Here is a 22,613-nt window from a genome sequence, read left to right as displayed (position 1 = left end):
GCAGGGAATTGTTTCCTCAATCCGCGATCCGGTAGGGAAGTGGGCCGCGCACCGTGTGATCGACGATGAGCTTGCGCTTCAGCGGCGGCACGGCGCGGCTGGTGCACTTCGTGCGTTCACAGATGCGGCAGGAAATGCCGATCGGATCGAAGGCTGCGCGATTGCTCATGTCCAGCCCGTCGGCATAGATGAAACTGTGCGCATCGGAAATGTCGCAGCCGAGCGCGATCGCATAGCTCGGCCTCGGCGTGCCGAAACTGCCGCCACCCTTCGTCACCTGCGTCGCCAGACAGAGGTAGCGCATGCCGTCGGGCGTTTCCGCCAGCTGACGGATCATCCGCCCCGGCATTTCAAAGGCCTGGTGCACGTTCCAGAGCGGGCAAGCAGCGCCGAAACGCGCGAACTGCAGCTTGGCGGCGCTGTGCCGCTTGGTGATGTTGCCGGCGCGGTCGATGCGGGCGAAGAAGATCGGGATGCCCTTGGCACCCGGCCGCTGCAGCGTCGAAAGCCTGTGACACACCTGCTCCAGCGAGGCGCCGAAACGCGCCGCCAGCAGTTCGAGGTCATGCCGCAACTCGCGCGCCGCGACGAGGAAGGACTGATAGGGCAAAACCAAGGCACCGGCGAAATAGTTCTGCAGGCCGATGCGACAGATCTCGTAGGCTTCCTCGGTGCGGAAGCCGGCAGCCGCCGCCACCGCGTCGATCTCCTTGCCGGCATGCAACTGGGCGATCTGCAGGGCGATCTGGAAATCGCGCGTCGGCGCCGGAGCATAGGGGTTGAGCGTCAGGATGCGCGACTTCGGATCATAGCGGCGCAGCTCGTCACTGTCGGGCGCGCCGCGCACGATCCGCACCCCATGCTGCCGCTCGATATAGGCCGACATCAGCCCATGGCTGTCGCCTTCGCCAATTCCGAGGGCCGCGGCCAGCCGCTCTGCCGAGACGTCGATGTCGTGGATGTAATTGTCGACGAAGTGGAAGAAATCCCTTACCTCCTCATAGGGTGTCGTCTCCGTCAGAGCCGCCCCGCGCGCATCGTCGAAGCTGGCAAGCTGCTCGCTGTTGCGGCGATAGGCCTGATGGACCGCAATCAGCGCGTGGGCGAGACCGGGGGCGTTCTGTGTCACCAGCTTCAGTTCCTGAAGGCTGGGCGTATAGGTCTCGAACAGCGGGTCCGAGAGCGCCTCCGAAAGTGCCGAAAGCAGCCGGTCACCCTCACCGGAGGAAAGATCGGCGATGCTGATCTGGAACTTCTCCGCCAGCGCCAGGAGCACGGAAGCGGATACCGGCCGCTGATTGTTCTCGATCTGGTTGAGATAGCTGGTCGAGATACCGATGCGCTCGGCAAATTGCGCCTGGGTCGCGCGGCTCGTTTCGCGCAGCGCACGCACCTTCCGGCCGATGAAAAGTTTTCCGATCGCCATTTTCGCAAATTCGCAATTTACAATTTGCAAATTTGTATATTCTGCATTTGCACATGATCAAAGGTTTTTTTTCGATGCTTTGCCGGCTATTGCGAGAGGGAGAAATCCGGTCACAATAGCCTCGAACAGGGCAGCCGGAGAAGCTGGGCACGAGGGGGAACACGCGATGCGCGCCATTCTTGCGGAAGTGGAATCACGCCGCGCCGAGGCACGGCTCGGCGGAGGACAGAAGCGTATCGACGCCCAGCATGCCAAGGGCAAGCTCACGGCGCGCGAGCGCATCGAGGTGCTGCTCGACGAAGGCTCCTTCGAAGAATACGACATGTACGTCACCCACCGCGCCGTCGATTTCGGTATGGAAAGCCAAAAGGTTGCAGGCGACGGCGTCGTCACCGGCTGGGGCACGATCAACGGCCGCCAGGTTTACGTCTTCTCGCAGGATTTCACCGTGCTCGGCGGCTCGCTGTCGGAAACCCACGCGCAAAAAATCTGCAAGATCATGGACATGGCCGTGCGCAACGGGGCGCCGGTCATCGGCCTCAACGATTCGGGCGGCGCCCGTATCCAGGAAGGTGTCGCTTCGCTTGCCGGCTATGCCGAGGTCTTCCGCCGCAATGCCGAGGCCTCCGGTGTCATCCCGCAGATCTCCGTCATCATGGGGCCTTGCGCCGGCGGCGCCGTCTATTCGCCTGCGATGACCGACTTCATCTTCATGGTGCGCGACTCCTCCTACATGTTCGTCACCGGCCCCGACGTGGTGAAGACCGTCACCAACGAGATCGTCACGGCGGAAGAACTGGGCGGCGCCGGCACCCATACCAGGAAGTCGTCGGTCGCCGATGCGGCCTATGAGAACGACATCGAGACGCTCGAGCAGGTGAGGTTGCTGTTCGATTTCCTGCCGCTCAACAACCGCGAGAAGCCGCCGGTGCGCCCGTTCCACGACGATCCGGCCCGCATCGAGATGCGGCTCGACACGCTGATCCCCGACTCATCAGCCAAGCCCTACGACATGAAGGAGCTCATCCATGCCATCGCCGATGAAGGCGATTTCTTCGAACTGCAGGAGAATTTCGCGAAAAACATCATCACCGGGTTCATCCGGCTGGAAGGCGAAACGGTCGGCGTCGTCGCCAACCAGCCGATGGTGCTGGCCGGCTGCCTCGACATCGACAGTTCGCGCAAGGCCGCCCGTTTCGTCCGCTTCTGCGACGCCTTCTCGATCCCGCTTTTGACCCTGGTCGACGTTCCCGGCTTCCTGCCCGGCGTCGCGCAGGAATATGGCGGCGTCATCAAGCACGGCGCCAAGCTGCTCTTCGCCTATAGCCAGGCGACCGTGCCGATGGTGACGCTGATCACCCGCAAGGCCTATGGCGGCGCCTATGACGTCATGGCCTCCAAGCACATCGGCGCCGACGTCAACTATGCCTGGCCAACCGCAGAGATCGCCGTGATGGGCGCCAAGGGCGCCACCGAGATCCTCTACCGCTCCGAACTCGACGACCCGGAAAAGATCGCCGCCCGCACCGCGGAATACGAGACCCGCTTCGCCAACCCCTTCGTCGCCGCCGAACGCGGCTTCATCGACGAGGTGATCATGCCGCACTCGTCGCGCCGCCGCATCGCCCGCGCCTTCGCTTCGCTGCGGAACAAGCGCAAGGAGCAGCTGTGGCGCAAGCACGATACGATCCCGTTGTGATGGGCTTCAATGCGGCCGCCGGCTACCCATATGCTTGACACGCGCTCACCCTTGGAGCGCGCATGTCAATAACAAGGACAGTTTCATGACCGAAAAATCCCCTGCCGATAACTTTCCCGCCGGCTACGAAGTCCCCAAGGTCTGGACATGGGAGAAAGCCAATGGCGGCGCGTTCGCCAATATCAACCGCCCCATCGCCGGCCCGACGCATGACAAGGAACTGCCGGTCGGCACGCATCCGTTGCAGCTCTATTCTCTGGGGACGCCGAACGGCGTGAAGGTCACCATCATGCTGGAGGAGCTGTTGGCTCTAGGCCACAAGGGCGCGGAATACGACGCCTGGCTGATCAAGATCGGCGATGGCGACCAGTTCGGCTCCGGCTTCGTCGACGTCAACCCGAACTCAAAGATCCCGGCCCTGATGGACCATTCCACGCCGGAACCGACCCGCGTCTTCGAAAGCGGCTCGATCCTGCTTTATCTGGCCAACAAGTTTGACGCCTTCCTGCCTGGGGATCACAAGGCGCGCACCGAAGCGATGAACTGGCTGTTCTGGCAGATGGGATCGGCGCCCTATCTCGGCGGCGGCTTCGGTCATTTCTATGCCTATGCGCCGATGCAAATCCAATATGCGATCGATCGCTTTGCCATGGAAGTGAAGCGCCAGCTCGACGTGCTCGACCGGCACCTCGCCGACAATCGCTACATGGCCGGGTCGGAATACTCCATTGCCGACATCGCCATCTGGCCCTGGTACGGCAACCTGGCGCTGGGCAAGCAGTATGGCGATTCCGGCACTTTCCTCGACGTTCAGAGCTACAGACACGTCCAGCGCTGGACCGCTGAAATCGCGAATCGTCCCGCCGTGAAGCGCGGCCGCATGGTCAACCGCCTGTCTGGCGAACCATTCGAGCAGCTGCACGAGCGCCACGACGCCTCCGACTTCGATACGAAGACGCAGGACAAGATCGGCCAGAACCAGGCAGCCAGGGCCTGAAGGAGACCAAGATGCCCAATCGGCCCGACATGACGAAGCATCGAGGCTTTCCCTCCGGCATGCCGGGCCACGGCCATCATTTCACCATCCGGCGGGCGAACGAGAAGGGGGTAACGCCGCTCAAGGCGTTGCAGCGCCTCGCTCGCCCGAACACGCTCGAACACAGGGTGGATGCAGCCTTCCTGCATGCGCTCTGGCACCATTTCGGGGCCGAACCGTTCGAACGGGGCAATCTCGATGCCGGAAGGCTCAACCTTTTGTTTGGCCGCGAGGTCGTGGCGGCGGAGGAGCCCTTCGATCCAACGTCCTATGAAGCGTTGCTGCGGATCGATGAACGGGTTGCGCGCAGAAGTTTCCCGGAAGCCTTTGAAGACGTGATGGAAGTCTGAAGCCATGATCTCCAAAATCCTGATCGCCAACCGCGGCGAGATCGCCTGCCGGGTCATCAAATCAGCAAAGAAACTCGGCATCGCCACTGTCGCCGTCTATTCCGACGCGGATGCGGATGCGCTGCATGTGAAGATGGCCGCCGAGGCCGTGCATATTGGTCCGGCGCCGTCCAGCCAGTCCTACATCGTCATCAACAGGATCCTCGAGGCGATCAGGAAGACCGGCGCCGATGCCGTGCATCCGGGCTACGGCTTCCTGTCGGAGAATGCCGCCTTTGCCGAGGCGCTGGAGAAAGCGGGCGTTGCCTTCATCGGCCCGCCGGTCGGCGCTATTTCAGCGATGGGCGACAAGATCACCTCGAAGAAGCTGGCGGCCGAGGCCGGCGTTTCCACCGTGCCCGGCCATATGGGCCTGATCGAGGATGCCGACGAGGCGGTGAAGATCGCCGGCGACATCGGCTATCCGGTGATGATCAAGGCATCGGCCGGCGGCGGCGGCAAGGGCATGCGCATCGCCTGGAACGACGCGGAAGCCCGCGACGGCTTCCAGGCCTCGAAGAACGAGGCGAAGTCGTCCTTCGGCGACGACCGCATCTTCATCGAGAAATTCGTGACGCAGCCGCGCCACATCGAAATCCAGGTGCTGGGCGACAAACACGGTACCGTGCTTTATCTCGGCGAGCGCGAATGCTCGATCCAGCGGCGAAACCAGAAAGTCATCGAGGAAGCGCCGTCGCCTTTTCTCGATGAGAAGACCCGCCGCGCCATGGGCGAACAGGCCGTCGCCCTTGCGAAAGCCGTTGGTTACCATTCAGCGGGCACCGTCGAGTTCATCGTCGATGGCGAGCGGAATTTCTATTTCCTCGAAATGAACACCCGCCTGCAGGTCGAGCATCCGGTGACGGAGCTGATCACCGGCATCGACCTGGTCGAGCAGATGATCCGGGTCGCCGCCGGCGAAAAGCTCGCCTTCTCGCAGAAGGACGTCCGGCTCAACGGCTGGGCGATCGAAAGCCGGCTCTATGCCGAGGACCCCTACCGCAACTTCCTGCCCTCGATCGGTCGCCTGTCGCGCTACCGGCCGCCGCAGGAAGGTGTGCGGCCGGATGGCATTGTCATTCGCAACGATACCGGCGTCTTCGAAGGCGGCGAGATCTCGATGTATTACGACCCGATGGTCGCCAAGCTCTGCACCTGGGCGCCGGACCGCCTGACGGCCATCGATGCGATGAGCGCCGCCCTCGACGATTTCGAGGTCGAGGGCATCGGCCACAACCTGCCGTTCCTTTCGGCCGTCATGCAGCACGACCGGTTTCGTTCCGGCAAAATCACCACCGCCTTCATCGCCGAGGAATTCCCGGTCGGCTTCCACGGCGTCGAACCCGATCCGGCATCGGCCCGCAAGCTGGCTGCGGTCGCCACGCTGATCCATCACGCCCTGCAGAACCGCGCGGCGCAGATCTCCGGCACGATCGGCAATCACCGCCGGGTGATCGGCAAGGACTGGGTCGCCAGCTTCGGCGGCCAGGAACATGCCGTGACGCTCAACGCCACGGCCGACGGCGCCTATGTGCAGATGGCCGATGGAGCGGCTTTCGCGGTCGCGGGCGACTGGATGCCCGGCCGCAGCCATGCCACCTTCAATGTCGAGGGCACAGCCATGGGCGTGAAGATCGACCTCGTCGGCACCGCCATCCGGCTGCGCTGGCGCGGCATGGACGTGCGCGCCCATGTTCGCAGCCCGCGTGTTGCCGAGCTCGCCCGGCTGATGCCGAAAAAGCTGCCGCCCGACACCTCGAAGATGCTGCTCTGCCCGATGCCGGGCGTCGTCACCGCGCTTGCCGTCTCCCCGGGCGACATGGTCGAAGCCGGCCAGGCGCTCGCCACCGTCGAGGCGATGAAGATGGAAAACACTTTGCGTGCTGAACGCCGCGGCGTGGTGAAGAGGATTGCCGTTTCGGCCGGGACGAGCCTGGCGGTGGACGAGTTGATCATGGAGTTCGAGTGATGGTTATCGCGTCGCCGGGGAGGAACACGCCCCCTCACCTATAAAATCTAGCACTTAGCTGGCGCTAAGATGCTGATTTTATGTCCTCTCCCACAGAGGGAGAGGTAGAATGCGGCAGCGCGGCGCCCTATCTCTCCCCTTGTGGGAGAGATAGCAATTTCAACATCTTAGCTTTAGCTAAGTGTTAGAAATTGCAAGTGAGGGGGTCTCGCGGGCACAGAGGTCCACAATGGAACGGGGCGGTTGGGAGCGGAGCATTGATGACATTTATCGCATCGGATTTTCCCCGTCTGGACCGGCGATGGCACATTGGATGCGTCCCACCGTCGGATACACTGCCGGCCGTGGCAGCGAGCGGGGCCGGCGCCGGCTTCGAGGAAAGGACGGAAGTCCTCGAGGCCGGGGTTCGCGAGAGGGTTCCCCTCCGCGGGCCGATGCTGCTGCTGCGGGCGTGCAATCGCACAGAGGGCCGAAAGGCCGTAGCGGAACGAGTTTGCGAGCAAAAACCGCCGAAGGGGGCGCCGGAAGGTGTCACCTATTCTACTCTTTCGAGGCAGCTTTCAGCGCCCCGTCCGAGTTCCATCGAGGCAGAACCACGCCGAGACTCGCGTGCGTGGCTGAAGGCCGTTGCGGCAGACTTTTACCTCCCCCTTGAGGGGGGAGGTCGCCGCACAGCGGCGGGTGGGGGTGACCCTTTGTTTGGCGCGAAAAGTCACCCCACCCCGGCACTACGCGCCAACCCTCCCCCTCAAGGGGAGGGTGGATGTTCGAGCAAAGCAAGGAGGCACTCCTATGTCCGATAAGAAAACCCTCAGCGACTGGGCCACCCTCGCCGAACGCGAAGTGAAATCCTCGCCCGAGACACTCACCTGGCAGACGCCCGAGGGCATCGCGGTCAAGCCGCTCTACACCGAGGCCGACCTCGAAGGCGCCGATCATCTCGGCTCGCTGCCCGGCTTTGCGCCGTTTACCCGCGGCCCGCGCGCCACCATGTATGCCGGCCGGCCCTGGACCATCCGCCAATATGCCGGCTTCTCCACCGCCGAGGCCTCGAATGCCTTCTACCGCAAGGCGCTCGCCAGCGGCCAGCAGGGCGTCTCCGTCGCCTTCGACCTTGCTACCCATCGCGGCTACGACAGCGATCATCCACGCGTCGTCGGCGATGTCGGCAAGGCCGGCGTGGCGATCGATTCGGTCGAGGACATGAAGATCCTCTTCGACGGCATCCCGCTCGAAAAGATCTCCGTCTCGATGACCATGAACGGCGCCGTCATCCCGATCCTCGCCTCGTTCATCGTTGCCGGCGAGGAGCAGGGCGTGCCGCGCGCCGAGCTTTCCGGCACCATCCAGAACGACATCCTCAAGGAGTTCATGGTCCGCAACACCTATATCTATCCGCCCGAACCCTCCATGCGGATCGTCGCCGACATCATCGACCACACGGCGCGCGAAATGCCGAAGTTCAACTCGATCTCGATCTCCGGCTATCACATGCAGGAAGCCGGCGCGACGCTGGTGCAGGAGCTCGCCTTCACACTGGCCGACGGCCGCGAATATGTCCGTGCGGCCATCGCCAAGGGGTTGAGCGTCGACGATTTCGCCGGCCGCCTCTCCTTCTTCTTCGCCATCGGCATGAACTTCTTCATGGAGGCCGCCAAGCTGCGCGCCGCCCGCCTGCTGTGGACGCGCATCATGGAAGGCTTCTCGCCGAAGAAGCAGTCCTCGCTCATGCTGAGAACCCATTGCCAGACCTCTGGCGTCTCCTTGCAGGAGCAGGACCCCTATAACAACATCATCCGCACCGCCTTCGAGGCGATGTCGGCCGTGCTTGGCGGTACGCAGTCGCTGCACACCAATTCCTTCGACGAGGCGATCGCCCTGCCGACGGATTTTTCGTCTCGCATTGCCCGCAACACCCAGCTCATCCTCCAGCACGAGACCGGCGTGACGAAAGTCGTCGATCCGCTCGCCGGCTCCTACTATGTCGAAAGCCTGACGGCGGAACTGGCGGAAAAGGCGTGGGCGCTGATGGAAGAGGTCGAGGCGCTCGGCGGCATGACCAAGGCGGTGGCTGGCGGCCTGCCAAAGCGGCTGATCGAGCAGGCTGCGACCCGTCGCCAGGCCGCGGTCGACAAGGGCGAGGAGGTTATCGTCGGCGTCAACAAATACCGGCTGGAAACCGAGGATGATCACGACATCCTCGATATCGACAATGCCGCCGTGCGCGCCGCCCAGATGAAGCGCATCGAGGAAACGAAGCGTCGCCGCGATACGGCGCAGGTCACGGCAGCGCTCAAGACCCTGACAGACGTCGCCCGCAGCGGCGAGGGCAATATCCTCGAGGCTGCCGTGACTGCTGCCCGCGCGCGCGCTACCGTCGGGGAAATCTCTGACGCGATGCGGGCCGTCTTCGGCGATCATTCCGCCGTGCCGGAGGTGGTCAGCGACATTTACGGTGATGCCTACAAGGACGAGCCGGAACTGGCGACGCTTGCGGCCCGGCTTTCCGCCGTCTCCCAGTCAATCGGGCGCAAGCCGAAGATCATGGTCGCCAAGCTCGGCCAGGATGGCCATGACCGTGGCGCCAAGATCATCGCGTCGGCCTTCGGCGATATCGGCTTCGACGTGCTCGCCGGCCCGCTGTTCCAGACGCCGGAGGAAGCCGCGGACATGGCGCTTGCGGCAAACGTCCACGTCGTCGGCGTTTCGTCGCTCGCCGCCGGCCACAAAACGTTGCTTCCGCAACTGGTAGAAACGCTGAGAACCAAGGGCCGCGGCGATGTCATCGTGGTCTGCGGCGGCGTCGTGCCGCGCCAGGATTACCAGTTCCTGATGGATCACGGCGTTGCCGCAGTCTTCGGCCCGGGAACCAACGTCATGGAGGCGGGCCGCGCCGTGCTCGACCTCCTGGAAGGCAGGCTGCGCAACGCCTGAAGCGACGTCTCACCCCAATTAATGACCGCTCAAAAGTTGTGCTTTCGAATTACCGGAAATGTCGCATTCTGTTCACGTGCTCGGATGATTCGCCTCATGTGCCTGCGTTCAGGCCGGATTGAGAGCTGGACGGCAACGCTAAATGATTTAGCTTGGGGGCAAGCGCAATGCGGAAGCGCGACGAGGTCGAAAACTGGGCAGTCTACAGGGCACAACAAATTCTGATGCGCGAGGGCATGGACCTCGCCCTTTCGGCACGCGACCTTGACAGCAATGCAATTCGGGCCAAGGGCAAGCTCCTGGCGATGGCAATCGCCGCATCGCTGCTCGAGGCATCCGCCGTCGCGGAATGACCTGAAAGGCTGTCCGGCTTTCCAACTCCGGGTCTTGGTTCGATCGCCAGGCCGCGACCCCTTAAATTTGGGAATTGCCACCACATCGAATGGCTCTACACTGTCGATCCAAACCGGGTGTGTTTCGAACGATGGGGTGAAGCAATGTCGTTTCTGTCGGACATGGCCTTGAACCAGAGCGAAATCGAAGTCGTCTGCGGCGCGCTCGAAGAATGGTGCAAGGAAACGCGCACCACGCTCGACAGCGACGATGGCCGCGACGCCGCCACCGTGATACTCGGCCTCTACAAGACCGGCCACGCCACCAAGGGCTCCATTCTCGAAGCGATGCGCCGCGTCGCCGGCGAGTGCGTCTGACGGCTCTTACAGCGCCGCGCATCAAGTATGACGCCACAGTAGACGACAGTGGCCTTCTCACCCCCCCTCTGCCCTGCCGGGCATCTCCCCCTCAAGGGGGGAGATTGGCATAGGGCTGGCCTCTTGCTCCCGATCTCCCCCCTTGAGGGGAGATGTCACGAAGTGACAGAGGGGGTATTCCAGATGCCGTCGTGTACTGTGGCGTCATTTTCGAGGCGCAAATTTCCCCGCCTTATCCAACTGCGGTAGACTCTTCCCTGGCAGGACGGCCGGCGTTGTCTGTTTTTGACGAGTAAGGTTGAATTCTATAACCGGCACCTTTCGCCGGCGGCGGACATCAGTTGACGGTGACGGGCTTGGAGCGCATGCGCGAAACCGTCTCGCGCTCCGCCCGCTTGCAGCGCATCGGCGGCAGGTTGCGGTCCATCAGGTCCATGTCCTCGAGCACCATATCGCCCATCTTCTTGAAGGCACTGTCGAGCGCGCCGGCCCGATGGGGGGAGCGCAGGAAACCCTTGAGGTTTCGAACGGGATGGTCGAGCGGTAGAGGCTCCTCCGGAAAAACATCGCTTGCCGCAACGATGTGGCCGCTTGCGACCGCCGCCATCAGCGCATCGAAATCCACCACATTGGCACGGCTGAGCAGGATGAAGGCGGCGCCGGCCCGCATGCTGGCAAAGGCGTCGGCACCGAGGAAATGCTGGTTCTCGCTGGTGACCGCCGCAACGACGAAGATGAAGTCGCTCTCCGTCAGCACTTCCTCGAGGCTCGACGGCTTGACGCCGTGATCGATCAGGATCGAAGCCGGCATCCACGGATCGTAGACGCGCGTCTTGGTGCGGAAGCCGGTAAGGACCCGGTTCAGCGCCTTGCCGAGATCGCCGAAACCGAGGATACCGACATCGGCGCCGGAGAGAAGCCGCGCCTTGGCGTTGCCCTCGCCGCCCCAGAGCTCCCGGCCCTCGCGGAAATCGACATCCGCATTGACGATGCCGCGGGCGATGTTCAGCGCCATGGCAAGCCCGAGTTCCGCAACCGGCTCGGCAAAGACCTGGCCGGTCGTCACCACATGAATGCCGCGGGCGAACAGCACCTCATAAGGCATGTTGTTGATCAGGTTGCTTTCGACATTGAGGATGCAGCGCAGTCCAGACAGGCGTGCAAGTGTTTCGGCGCTGAGCGGCGGCTGGCCGATGACATAGCGGGCTTCACCGAGAATATCGTCACCCAACCCGGCGATGTTCTCCGGATCGGCCTCGACGATCCGGTATTTCGCCTTGAGCTGTGCCAGAGCCTGCGGCGTGAAGATCAGGTCGAGCGTGCGCGGCTCCGGCGCGCAGATGACCAGGGGGCGGTGCGTTTCAGGCATGATGTCGTCTCCCAGGCCGGCATCGGAAAAACCGGCACGCCTCGATGCGGCAAGTTGTATTGATGCCCCGGCGATTTGCAAGCAGCCGCGCGGTCAGTAATTGAAGCCACGCAACTGCCGTATGATCGATGGCGGCAGCCGGCCGGACTGGAAGACCGGCCCATTGCCGCGGCGGCAGAAATTGGCGGTCGCATAGCCTGAGTTGAGGCCCGGGTTGCGCCGTATGCGCACCTGCTGGCATCTGACCGCGTTTTCCTGCTCCACGGCCTCAGGTGACTTGACGCCCGGGAGATCGGTATAGGCCTGCACCGGCTGCCAGAACGGATCCGCGAAGGCCGATGCACCGAACGATATCGATGAAGCAGCCAGCAACAGGGTCAGGGCGAAGGTCTGAAGCGCGCTCATATGCTTCCTACATGTCGGTGCGGCAACCCGCCGTTTGGGGCGGTCGCACGCAAGGAGACGGTATCGTTTGCAGCGAAGTTGCGCTATAGCCCAACGACTTGAACGAAGCGCGACACCCGGCTGATGTGGGGATTTCCATGGCAAATACAATACGGTTTCACGAAGGCGACATCTCCGCGGAAGACGCCGCTCGCTACAAGGGCGCGATCGCCATCGACACCGAGACGCTCGGGCTCATTCCGCGCCGCGACCGGCTCTGCGTCGTCCAGCTTTCGCCGGGCGACGGCACGGCCGACGTGATCCAGATCGCCAAGGGCCAGAGGCAAGCGCCGAACCTCGTCGCCATGCTCGAAGATCCGATCCGCCAGAAGATCTTCCATTTCGGCCGCTTCGACATCGCGGTGCTGTTCCACACCTTTGGCGTCACGACGACGCCGGTGTTCTGCACCAAGATCGCCTCCCGGCTGACGCGGACCTATACCGATCGCCACGGCCTGAAGGACAATCTCAAGGAACTGCTCGACGTCGATATTTCCAAGCAGCAGCAATCCTCCGACTGGGCGGCCGAAACGCTGTCGCCAGCGCAGCTGGAATATGCGGCCTCCGACGTGCTGCACCTGCATGCGCTGCGCGACAAGCTGACAGCGCGGCTGATCCGCGACGGCCGGATGGAGCACGCCGACGCCTGCTTCGCCTTCCTGCCGACCCGCGCCAAGCTTGACCTGATCGGTTGGGAAGAGACAGACATTTTCGCCCATAGCTGAGCGAACGCCTCGAGACCTTGTAATCGCGGTTAAGGCCGGGTTAACGGTTGCGCCCCTATTGTCGGGGCACATCCGCGACGATCATGGACCGACACCGATGATGCTGCCCCCCAGCCAACAGGCCTCCACCACCCTCGTCACCTCGATGGTGCAATCGATCGTCGATGACATCGAGAAGCGCCGTCTGGAGGAAGAGGAAAAGGCGAAGGGCGAGAAGGACGACGACAAGGTCCTGAAGGCCCGGATCAAATCCGACGAGGTCTCGCAGGCAGCCAATGCCAGGATCAACGAGCATTTCTTCGGCGCGCTGAAGCGCGACGAAAACCCGATGGCGACGCTGGCGGCGCGCTTCTCGGCTGTCATGGGCGTAACCCAGATCACCGACGAATCCGACATGGACTTCGGCAGCCGTCTGGAAGACGCATTGGCGATGACGGAACTGGTCGCCAAGAAGGATGCGGACGGGGAACCGACAGTCGTCGGCCTTGCGACCTTCAGCGTGTCGGTGGAGGACTTGACGGCGGCCGTCAATGGTACCGACGAGAACCCAACGGGGACGACCGGGCTGCTGGCGCGGTTCGTTACGCGCAACGACCTCGAGCAGGCAGACGGTGAAACGGCCGAAGACTACACGCTTCGCATGCGGGCGGCGTTGACCAGTGCCCGCGCCGGTCTGCCCTCCAGCGTTGCCGAGGTGGAAGCCAAGAGCGGCCTTCGGGATCTGGGCATCACTGCGCAGGAAATGATCGAGGCGATCAAGCACCCCTATGGCACCGCGGCCCAAAAGATAAAGACCGCTCTCGACGACAAGGCGACCGAGGAAAAATTCCTCACCGCCGATGTCAGCAAGGTGCTGCAGCGTCTCGAAGAGGCCGCCGATCCGAAGACAATCGAGGAACTGAAGGAAGACCGGCTGGAGAAGGACCCGACCAAGGTCGAGGACGCTGAGACCCGCAAGGAGCGTGAAGAGTCCATTCGCGCGCTTGAGGCCGGCGAGAAGCTCGAGGACGTGGAAGACCTGCACGAGGCCCTCCGAAAGGGCAACGAGGCTGTCCTCAAGGGTGAAACCGGCAAGCAGCCGGGCGTCGATGAAAGCGGACAAAGCGCCGACGCGATTGCGATCCAGACCATCCAGGTCCTGGCCGCCGGTGCCGAGATCGCCGAAACGCAGGCGTCGATCGAGAGCGATCAATCCAAGGAAACATCGGCGTCGCAGGACAGCGCGGACATAGCCGAAGATGTACGCGACGCCCCGAGCGACGAGGAGCAGGCGATCATGCTCGCCCGCGCCGGCCAGGCCAGCGAAGAACCGCGCGAAGAGGATGCCCAGCAGGACATTCTTGCGGTCACGGTCGATGAGGACGGTATTTACGAGCTGCTGGCGAAGGAGGAGGCCGCCTGATCAGGCCTTGCGAATGATCCCGAGCCGCGCCATGACTTCCTTCGGGATACCGTAGCGCTGGACCGCGTCGCGGTTCGAGCGCAGGCCGCAGATCTCCCGCTGGATGAAGAACGCCCAGACGGCATCGGCGGCGTCGTTCAGCAACTGCTCCCGCCTGTCCGGCGTCGTTGCCGCATCGTTAAGCACGCCGAGGGCCGCGATCGCCTTTTCCACCTTCAAGCCGTGGCGCCCAAGCGCATCAGCTCGCTCGGACATCAGCTCGTATTCCAGGAGATTGAAGCCGGAATCTCTCGTGAAGGACGGCGACAGGGATTGGGGCGGACGGACTGTCATGCGCTGGCTCCAATACAGCGCCGCGCGTCTGTTCAGACGCGCAAAGGTCGCTGCAGCAGTGATCGGAGCAAAAATGGGACGGGATCGGCTACGCTGCAAGCCTCTATTTGGCGCGTTCGCGAATTTCCTCAAAGCTCCAGTCCCGCAGAAGCTCGCCATTCCTCCAGACCGGTTCCAGATGGTTGCGCCGGTCCTTGAGTTCGTCGAGGCGCGCCGCTTCCAGCCCGCCGAGGCCGCTAACGACCGCTTGGCGGCCGGCCTTGGAGGCCTTGACGTTCATGGTCGCGGGGCGCTTGAAGACATCGTGCCATCTGCCGGATTCATCCAGCCGCGCGTTGGTCTTCATGGCGAAGGAATAAGTGTCCCGATTGACCTTCTGCAACAGGCCGCCACCCATGCCGAAAGCGATATTTTCCGCGGAAAAACCGAAAGCCTCCAGCCGGCCGAGGACCTGGCTGATATCGGCGTTGGAAATGCCGTCGCCCTGGATGACGCGCACGGACTTGTCGAGGACCTTGTAGCCCTTGGCGTTCAGCGTCGAACCGAAATGATAATCCAGCTGCTTGACGACATGGACGGGCGTTTCGATGGGATCACCGCTGTCGGGGCGGATGACCAGCGTGCCGCCGCAGGCCCTCACCTTCTCCCGCAGTTGCTCGCCCCAGATTTCCGAGACCGCGTAATTGATATCGTAACTGTCGGAGACAACCGCGAACATGCCGCCACCGGCGAAGCGGTCGATCATGTTGGAATAGGCTTCCGCCTCACGCTCGACGCCCCAGGCGGTCATCGTCGAATGTTCGGAGGCTGGGATCGAGAAACCGGCCATCTCGGCGCCGTAATACCGCCGGGCATAGAGCACGCCGGTCACGGTATCGGTCCCCATGAAGTTGACAAGATGGGCGGCCCCGCCGATGCCCGCCTGCTCGAAGGCGCCGACGCCACGGGCGCCAAAATCATGCAGGCGGAAGGGCAGCACGGCTTCCGGATCGTCGCAGGTCTTTTCGAGCATCGGCCGGATGATCTGCTTGACCTTGCGGGCATTGCTGGCGACGGAAGACGGGTACCAGACGGCGCGCAGCAGCGAGGTCTCGATATAGGAGGTCAGCCAGAAACATTGCGGATCGGTATTGACCACCTGCACCATCGGCACGCCGCGGCGAATGAGCGTTCCTTCCGGCAGGGCCCGGATCTCCAGCGGCAGATAACCGCCGAACTGATCGACGATACGCATCCAGCCGGCGCGATGGAATGGCAGGCCGTGCGCCGTGACGATCGCCTCGGCTTCGTCGATATCGGCGCGGTTCACCGGTTTGCCGAGATATTCCTTCAAAAACATCTGCAGGCCGAAGAACAAGACATCGGCCTGATCCTGATGGCCGCGCGTTTCGATGTAGGCGGAGATGGCGCTTGTGCCGGGCGGGTATTGCAGGAAATGGCTGAACTTGTAGCTATCGGTGTTGAGGATCAGGTTGGCCGGATTCATCGCATTCCCCCCGAAAGCAATTCCAAGTCCGCCGCGCGATCAACCGCGGGCAGCGGCAAAGATGTACGCGACCGGGCAAAAGGCGGCAAGCGCAAAGGCCGCCGCGCGGTCCGGCTGAATTCTCCTCGCGCCGCGCAGTATGGTTAATATTCTGTCAACCATTCTCGGCTAACATCTATCTATAAAATGCTCGGCCATTCGTGGTTCCGCAGCAGCCGCCGCAGTCTGGTCAGGCCGTGAACGAGCCGTCGGGCATGCGCATGAAGCGCCCTTTTCCTTCGACATCCGCTTGATCTCATCCGGCTCGATGGCCGGCGCGCAGCAAATAGACACGGTCCTTCTGCCCTCAACCCGAACCTGACGGAGATTGCGATGCTGACGCCCATTCTCACAGTCAAGACATCGGCAGTCACCGCGCAGGCGGCAGCCGTGGTGGAAACCACGGCCCCAAAGGTGCAGCCGCTGGGCGTACCGCTGCGAATCTCCGGAAACCAGTCGGAGGCGGTGCTCAAGATCCTGGAGACGCTGAACCGCCACCTCATCGGCAGCGAACCGCTGCCGAAGGAAGCACTGATCCGGCTGTTGGACACTCTGGCAAGAACCCTCAAATTTCCGCCGCTGCCGCAAGAAACCCTGCGTGATTTTACCAAGCGGCTTGCGGTCTTCCTGGAAACGTTGCCGCCGGCGGCGCGGCTCGCCCTGGAAAAGCAGCTCGGACAGCGTGATCTCGCAGTCTCACTCCGGATTCTCGCGGAGGCGCTGAAGGGTCCGTCGGTCATAGACGCGCCACGTCTGCCGGAGAAATTTTTTACGCCAACTGCGGTTGCGCGGCCGGTGATCAGCCAGTCCGATGGAAAACCGGCTGCGGCGCTCGCCGTGTCCCAAGCACAAGGGAGCGTGCCGGGCCGCCCGGTGCCGCTGTCGATGGCGCAGCCGCTGCTTGCGGCACCGGCGACGGTGACCGATCCAGGCCTGCTGCAGGCCGCCCTGAAGAAGGCCTTTGGCGACGAAGACGAGATCGTGGTGCCGGCTGCTGCTGCGAAAGAAAGCGAAAGCGAGCCAAGCATCCTCCCGGAGAACAGCCGGGGCGAACAGCCGGTGAGGGCTCAAACACCGCGCGGCAACGACACAGCTGCCGCAGGCGCTCAGCCGCAACAGCCAGCCAGGGCGAACTCCGAGACGATCCCTTTGCTGCGGGCAGCTGCCGCCTTTCTCGCCGCCGATTCGCAGGCGCTGTCGCTGGTGGCGGCCATCGCCATCGGCGACATCGATAGCCAGATAAAGATCGATCTGGAGCAGGAACTGAGGCTCGATATCTTGGAGCAAACCGGCTCGATCGAGACACCGGAGCAGCCGATCCAGACGGGACAGTGGACCACCAACGCGTCGGCGACCGGAGACAAGCAGCAGGCTACGCCGCAGACGACTGAGGGTACGAACGCGGCGCCCCTGAAGAATAGCACCGCTGCCGAGCTGGACGTTCGGGCGGACACCATCCGGTCCGCCGACATGCAGCAGCATCGCGACGAGGTCGAGGGTTTCAAAGGCCACGATCTCGGCGAATGGGAGCTGCACGCAGAACTGGAGCCACGATCCTTTGCGCCTGCAGTCGAGAGTCAATCCGCAGCATTCGAATCCGAAACATCGCAATCCGAAAAGACGCTGGTCGAGACGCTGAAAACACTGGTCGAAGCCATGCCGCTGCCCGAAGGATCAGCAGACCCAGCACCGGAAACGCTTTTTGCCACGCTGGCAGGCGAGACGGCCGATATGGGTGCCGAAGCGTTGTTCGCACAGCTTCAGACGGCGGACGATGCCGTGATGCCGCCGGATACGGCCCTGCTCACCGGTGACCTAGCCGAGCGGACGGAACCGCTTGGACTTGAAGCCGACACCTGGAGCGCGCTGCTCAATGTGCCGGAGGAGAAGGCGGCGAGCCGGCCGGCATTTCCCCATCCCTCCGTCGTCGAGGAAAGCGGGCGCGAAGCCCAGATACCGCGGCAGCCGGAAAGCGGCCTAGCAAGAGATGCCATCCCCTTCGCGATGATCCCCTATCTGCCGGCAAAAACCGAGGATGGGCAGAGCAAAAAGACGAGGGACGAGGAGCAGGCGTCTTTTGCCGATGACGAGCAGCGCGACGAGCGCGGAAAAAACGATGCCCAGGGGCACGAAAACGAGCATCATGCCGCAGAACCCGACGCCGTAGGCGACGAGGACGAGACGGAAACCGCGGCGGATGCCTACGATCTCTACCAGCGCATGGGCGGGCTCGGCTAGCGGAAGCTGCCGGTAGATCCGGATACGAAAAAGCCCGCGGAAATCGCTTTCCGCGGGCTTCTTTATTCATAAGGCCTAAGGCTTATTCGCCCGAGCGGTTCTTCAGAGCCGCGCCGAGGATGTCGCCGAGCGAAGCGCCCGAGTCGGACGAACCGAACTGTGCGACGGCTTCCTTCTCTTCAGCGATTTCAAGCGCCTTGATCGACAGCATGACCTTGCGGTCCTTCTTGGAGAAGTTGGTGACGCGAGCGTCAACAACCTGACCAACGGAGAAACGCTCCGGACGCTGCTCGTCGCGGTCACGCGACAGATCGGCACGGCGGATGAACGAGGTGAGGTCTTCGTGGTTGACGAGCTTCACTTCGATGCCACCATCGTTGATGGCGATGACTTCGCACGAGACGACAGCGTTCTTGCGCAGATCGCCGGAAGCAGCGGCGTCGCCGACCGCATCCTTGCCGAGCTGCTTGATGCCGAGCGAGATGCGCTCCTTTTCGACGTCCACATCGAGAACGACAGCCTTGACGACGTCGCCCTTGTTGTATTCCTCGATGACCTGCTCGCCCGGACGGTTCCAGTCGAGATCGGACAGATGCACCATGCCGTCGACATCACCGTCGAGACCGATGAACAGGCCGAATTCGGTCTTGTTCTTGACTTCGCCTTCAACTTCCGTGCCAGCCGGATGGCTGTGCGCGAAGGCTTGCCACGGGTTCTCGAGCGTCTGCTTGAGGCCGAGCGAGATGCGGCGCTTGGTCGGGTCGACTTCGAGAACGACAACGTCGACTTCCTGCGTCGTGGACAGGATTTTGCCGGGATGTACGTTCTTCTTGGTCCAGGACATTTCGGAGATGTGGATCAGGCCTTCGATGCCCGGTTCCAGCTCTACGAATGCACCGTAGTCGGTGATGTTGGTGACGGTACCGGAGATCTTCTTGCCGACCGGGTACTTGGCACCGATGCCATCCCACGGATCCGACTCGAGCTGCTTCATGCCGAGCGAGATGCGGTGGGTTTCCTGGTTGATGCGGATGATCTGAACCTTGACCTGCTGGCCGATGTTCAGGATTTCCGACGGATGGTTGACGCGGCGCCATGCCATGTCGGTGACGTGCAGCAGGCCGTCGATGCCGCCGAGGTCAACGAACGCACCGTAATCGGTGATGTTCTTGACGACGCCGTCAACAACCTGGCCTTCTTCGAGGTTCTGGACGATTTCCGAACGCTGTTCAGCACGCGACTCTTCAAGAACCGTGCGGCGCGACACGACGATGTTGCCACGGCGCTTGTCCATCTTGAGGATTTCGAAGGGCTGCGGGTTGTGCATCAGCGGCGTGACGTCGCGGATCGGACGGATGTCGACCTGGGAGCGCGGCAGGAAGGCAACGGCACCATCGAGATCGACGGTGAAACCACCCTTGACCTGGTTGAAGATGACGCCTTCGACGCGTTCGCCGGCTTCGAACTTGACTTCGAGGCGGACCCAGCTCTCTTCGCGGCGAGCCTTCTCGCGCGACAGAACAGCTTCGCCCAGCGCGTTTTCGATGCGCTCGACATAGACTTCGACTTCATCGCCGACCTTCAGCGTGCCGTCCTTGGCCTTGGCGCCGAATTCCTTGAGAGCGATGCGGCCTTCGACCTTCAGACCGACGTCGACGATCGCGACGTCCTTCTCGATGGCCGTAACAATACCCTTGGTGACGTAGCCTTCGGCAAGATCCTGCGTGGCAAAGGATTCCTGCAGCAGGGCGGCGAAATCGTCGCGGGTGGGGTTAGCTTGAGACATGAATACTCCTGATGTGCCTTCATGGGGCACAGGCGCCGGGGGTTGGTGTTGAACCTGTCCGAAATCCATCCGCTCCCATTCAGATGGGGAGCAAATCCGGCGCGGGGATGGTGTCTCGGACTAAGCAAATTTGCGTTGGCAAGCCAACGCGTCATTTGCTGAGCTTTATATTCCGTCGCAGGTTTTGATCGGAAAACCGTGATGCACTTTTCCGAACCTGCTTAGTGCTTCAATGCGGCATCGATGATGCTCTTCGCCGCCAAGAATGCGGCCTCTATACTCATTTCGGACGTATCAAGCAAGTGCGCGTCGTCGGCCGGGCGAAGCGGGCTGTCGGCGCGGCCCATGTCGCGTTCGTCACGCTTGACGATGTCGGCCAGGATCTCCAGATAATCGGCCGGAATGCCGTTTGCCACGATCTCGTCGAAGCGGCGGCGCGCCCTGACTTCAGGGGACGCCGTGACATAGAGTTTCACCGGCGCATCGGGGCAGACAACCGTGCCGATGTCGCGGCCGTCGAGCACCGCGCCCGGCTCACGCTTCGAAAACGCACGCTGCGCCTCGACCAGTGCCTGGCGGACGAGCGGCATCACCGCGATCTTCGACGCCGCCTCGCCGATGGAATGGACCGAAAGGACGGCACGATCAAGCCCGGCAAGCTCGACCTCGCGCGCCATCTCCTCGGCCAGCAGCTCGTCGTCGAGCGGCAGGCCCGCATCGAGCAGGGCCTTGGCAGTGGCGCGATAGGTCAGCCCGGTATCGAGATGGTGAAAGCCATAGTCCTCTGCAATCCGGCGCGACAGAGTTCCCTTGCCCGCAGCCGCGGGACCGTCGATGGCAATGATGAATGTCATTCTGCTACCTGGAAGTGGATGTGATCGTCGTGGCGGGCCGCTCTGCAGCCCTGGAATCGTACAATACCGTTCTCCACCGCGAGCCTTTGTGCAAGATGCTGCTCGATGAATATCTTCTCGACGCCCATTCTTCGGCCATCGGAGGACAGCCACTGGACCGCTGCCTTAGTCCGCTCTTCGTCCAGATGCCAATCAGCAAAAAGAGGTTGAAGGAATCCGAGGTTCCAGCGGAAGGTCAATAGATCATTGCGCCCGTCGCAGGGAAGCGGGGCGCCGGCACTGGCCTGTTCGAAAGCGAAATAGCCGATCGGCGACCGCGTTCGCCCGTTCATCGCATCACCGGCTTTTCCTCGATAATAGAACGCTATGTCCAGCTTCCGTCCGTCGTTGTGCGAAAGGTGCGGAAGAAGCGGGAAGCCGTCCAGAAACGGAAAATTGGCATCGAGCGCCAGCGTGACGGTCGCAGGAAATGCCCCCGCCATATATCGGGACAGGGCATCGGCGACGCGCAGCACGTCACCGGTCACGTAATTTCGGTTGAGAACGCAGTAGAGAGGAGATTGGAGCTTTAGCGGTGTGTTCCCGCTGAAACATGGCAGGGGAACCCGTCCGAACAGGGGAGCGACTTGGTGCGCAGCAACGGTCGCAGCCGCATAGAGACCGAGAAACACCGCCAGCTTTGTGAAACGCCCCGAGATTTTCGCAATGCAGGAGATCCAGATGCCCGCAAGGAACGCGACCCCGCCGATCTGGGTCAGCAATGTCAGAACCATAAGAAGGAAAGCACGGCGAACGGACGTCCAACTCCACGTGCCGGCCGTTTTTTCGCCTGCGGCGTCCGCGATCACGCCGAGAAGGCGCCCTTCACGCCAATCGTTTGACCGGCATTTGGAAACGCAGCTGCGGGCCTGTCGTTGGCGATGATCATACGTGTCCTTGCAATGCCGGTGTCGTCGTGGCGGCTTGTTAGCGGAAAATCGAGAGGATTGCCAACCGAGAGCGCACGTCTTCCGCCCGCGTTCCATGACCGCTCGAAAAAGCCGGCCGACATCGCACTTGCCCTTCCTTCATGCCTGTCCTTCATGGAAAGTCATGAGCTAGCGATTCGGCGGCCGGAACATCCGGATAAGTTAGGCTTTGACAGATCAGGCCAAGACGATTATGGGGACCGGCTAATTCATTTCACGTTCAACGCCGGTATTCCGGCAAATGCCGGTAACCCCGGCCATTCAAGAGGCTTTGACTGTGGCAAAAGCGGAACTTGGAACAAAACGCATCGATCCGGAAACGGGCCGTAAGTTCTACGACCTGAACAAGGATCCGATCGTTTCTCCCTACACCGGCAAATCCTACCCGTTGTCCTTCTTCGAAGAGACCTCCGTCGCCAAGGTGCTGGAAAAGGCTGCCGAGGAGGACGAGATCCAGGAAGTCGACGCCGAAAACACGGAAGTCGAGCTGGTTTCGCTCGAGGATGCCGACGGCGAAGCAGCCGGCGGCGACGATCTTCCGGATCTGGGCGACGACGATGTCGAAATCGAAGGTGACGACGACGATACCTTCCTCGAGGAAGACGACGAAGACGAAGACGGCCTTTCCGATCTGATCGGCGTTTCGGACGACGACGACGAGGTCTAAACCTCTCATAATTCACGCAAATGGCGTCCGCGCGGGGTTTTCAACCGGCCACGCGGACGCAAGTTCCGGGCTCATCCGATAAAAACTTGCCCGCTTGTGTTTTTCGGCTTGCCATCTGCAAAAAGCAGAAGTATGAAGC

General features: G+C 62.3%; 19 protein-coding genes. 11 read left to right on the top strand and 8 right to left on the bottom strand.

The window, feature by feature from the left end; translation table 11 throughout:
• Positions 1–16 precede the first annotated feature (16 nt).
• Positions 17–1,426 (bottom strand): XRE family transcriptional regulator, encoded by a 1,410-nt coding sequence (locus tag WI754_RS05935; protein WP_349436771.1) that lies wholly within the window; start codon positions 1,424–1,426, stop codon positions 17–19.
• Between the two features lie 166 nt (positions 1,427–1,592).
• Here WI754_RS05935 and WI754_RS05930 point away from each other — a divergent pair, with 166 nt between their 5' ends.
• From WI754_RS05930 to WI754_RS05900, 7 genes are all read left to right on the top strand, one after another.
• Positions 1,593–3,125, top strand: a complete 1,533-nt coding sequence (locus WI754_RS05930) for an acyl-CoA carboxylase subunit beta (protein ID WP_349436770.1) — start codon at positions 1,593–1,595, stop codon at positions 3,123–3,125.
• A gap of 85 nt (positions 3,126–3,210) precedes the next feature.
• Positions 3,211–4,122 (top strand): glutathione-dependent disulfide-bond oxidoreductase, encoded by a 912-nt coding sequence (yghU, locus tag WI754_RS05925; protein ID WP_349436769.1) that lies wholly within the window; start codon positions 3,211–3,213, stop codon positions 4,120–4,122.
• Between the two features lie 11 nt (positions 4,123–4,133).
• A complete protein-coding gene (locus tag WI754_RS05920) occupies positions 4,134–4,511 on the top strand; it encodes a hypothetical protein (protein ID WP_349436768.1) in 378 nt (125 codons plus the stop codon).
• Positions 4,512–4,515: 4 nt separating this feature from the next.
• A complete protein-coding gene (locus tag WI754_RS05915) occupies positions 4,516–6,519 on the top strand; it encodes an acetyl/propionyl/methylcrotonyl-CoA carboxylase subunit alpha (RefSeq protein WP_349436767.1) in 2,004 nt (667 codons plus the stop codon).
• A 792-nt stretch (positions 6,520–7,311) separates the two neighbouring features.
• Positions 7,312–9,453, top strand: coding sequence for a methylmalonyl-CoA mutase (gene scpA, locus WI754_RS05910; RefSeq protein ID WP_349436766.1), 2,142 nt, complete (start codon positions 7,312–7,314; stop codon positions 9,451–9,453).
• 167 nt (positions 9,454–9,620) lie between these two features.
• Positions 9,621–9,806 (top strand): hypothetical protein, encoded by a 186-nt coding sequence (locus tag WI754_RS05905; RefSeq protein ID WP_349436765.1) that lies wholly within the window; start codon positions 9,621–9,623, stop codon positions 9,804–9,806.
• A 144-nt stretch (positions 9,807–9,950) separates the two neighbouring features.
• Entirely contained in the window at positions 9,951–10,163 is a 213-nt protein-coding gene (locus tag WI754_RS05900) for a hypothetical protein (protein ID WP_349436764.1), read from the top strand.
• 337 nt (positions 10,164–10,500) lie between these two features.
• Here WI754_RS05900 and WI754_RS05895 read toward each other — a convergent pair whose 3' ends face one another.
• Complete coding sequence (locus WI754_RS05895; RefSeq protein WP_349436763.1) at positions 10,501–11,532, bottom strand: hydroxyacid dehydrogenase; 1,032 nt, start codon at positions 11,530–11,532, stop codon at positions 10,501–10,503.
• Positions 11,533–11,625: 93 nt separating this feature from the next.
• On the bottom strand, positions 11,626–11,937 hold the full coding sequence (locus tag WI754_RS05890) for a hypothetical protein (protein ID WP_349436761.1): 312 nt from the start codon (positions 11,935–11,937) through the stop codon (positions 11,626–11,628).
• A 137-nt stretch (positions 11,938–12,074) separates the two neighbouring features.
• On the opposite strand from WI754_RS05890, the gene WI754_RS05885 reads away from it, so the two are divergent.
• Both WI754_RS05885 and WI754_RS05880 read left to right on the top strand, forming a co-directional pair.
• Positions 12,075–12,701 carry a ribonuclease D gene (locus WI754_RS05885; protein ID WP_349436759.1) on the top strand — a complete coding sequence of 209 codons (627 nt, stop codon included), beginning with the start codon at positions 12,075–12,077 and terminating at the stop codon, positions 12,699–12,701.
• 97 nt (positions 12,702–12,798) lie between these two features.
• Positions 12,799–14,103 (top strand): hypothetical protein, encoded by a 1,305-nt coding sequence (locus tag WI754_RS05880; protein ID WP_349436758.1) that lies wholly within the window; start codon positions 12,799–12,801, stop codon positions 14,101–14,103.
• Here the strand turns inward: WI754_RS05880 and WI754_RS05875 are convergent, their stop codons facing one another.
• Positions 14,104–14,436, bottom strand: a complete 333-nt coding sequence (locus WI754_RS05875; RefSeq protein WP_349436757.1) for a DUF6665 family protein — start codon at positions 14,434–14,436, stop codon at positions 14,104–14,106.
• Between the two features lie 103 nt (positions 14,437–14,539).
• The gene (locus WI754_RS05870; RefSeq protein ID WP_349436756.1) at positions 14,540–15,922 is read right to left on the bottom strand and encodes a nicotinate phosphoribosyltransferase; all 1,383 of its coding nucleotides are present in this window, start codon (positions 15,920–15,922) and stop codon (positions 14,540–14,542) included.
• A 372-nt stretch (positions 15,923–16,294) separates the two neighbouring features.
• Here WI754_RS05870 and WI754_RS05865 point away from each other — a divergent pair, with 372 nt between their 5' ends.
• Entirely contained in the window at positions 16,295–18,199 is a 1,905-nt protein-coding gene (locus tag WI754_RS05865; protein WP_349436755.1) for a hypothetical protein, read from the top strand.
• Positions 18,200–18,281: 82 nt separating this feature from the next.
• Here WI754_RS05865 and rpsA read toward each other — a convergent pair whose 3' ends face one another.
• The 3 genes from rpsA to WI754_RS05850 all read right to left on the bottom strand — a co-directional run bounded on the left by rpsA (position 18,282) and on the right by WI754_RS05850 (position 21,687).
• Positions 18,282–19,985, bottom strand: a complete 1,704-nt coding sequence (gene rpsA, locus WI754_RS05860; RefSeq protein WP_018323670.1) for a 30S ribosomal protein S1 — start codon at positions 19,983–19,985, stop codon at positions 18,282–18,284.
• A 221-nt stretch (positions 19,986–20,206) separates the two neighbouring features.
• Positions 20,207–20,839, bottom strand: a complete 633-nt coding sequence (gene cmk / locus WI754_RS05855) for a (d)CMP kinase (RefSeq protein WP_349436754.1) — start codon at positions 20,837–20,839, stop codon at positions 20,207–20,209.
• Positions 20,836–21,687, bottom strand: coding sequence for a hypothetical protein (locus WI754_RS05850; protein ID WP_349436753.1), 852 nt, complete (start codon positions 21,685–21,687; stop codon positions 20,836–20,838). Before WI754_RS05850 ends, cmk begins: the two co-directional genes overlap by 4 nt.
• Before the next feature lie 397 nt (positions 21,688–22,084).
• On the opposite strand from WI754_RS05850, the gene WI754_RS05845 reads away from it, so the two are divergent.
• Entirely contained in the window at positions 22,085–22,474 is a 390-nt protein-coding gene (locus tag WI754_RS05845) for a TIGR02300 family protein (RefSeq protein WP_349436752.1), read from the top strand.
• Positions 22,475–22,613: the final 139 nt, after the last annotated feature.

It is taken from the genome of Pararhizobium sp. A13, from assembly GCF_040126305.1.
Classification (GTDB): domain Bacteria; phylum Pseudomonadota; class Alphaproteobacteria; order Rhizobiales; family Rhizobiaceae; genus Pararhizobium.
Note: the sequence above shows the minus strand (reverse complement) of the source record. Positions and strands in the feature narration are given on the sequence as shown.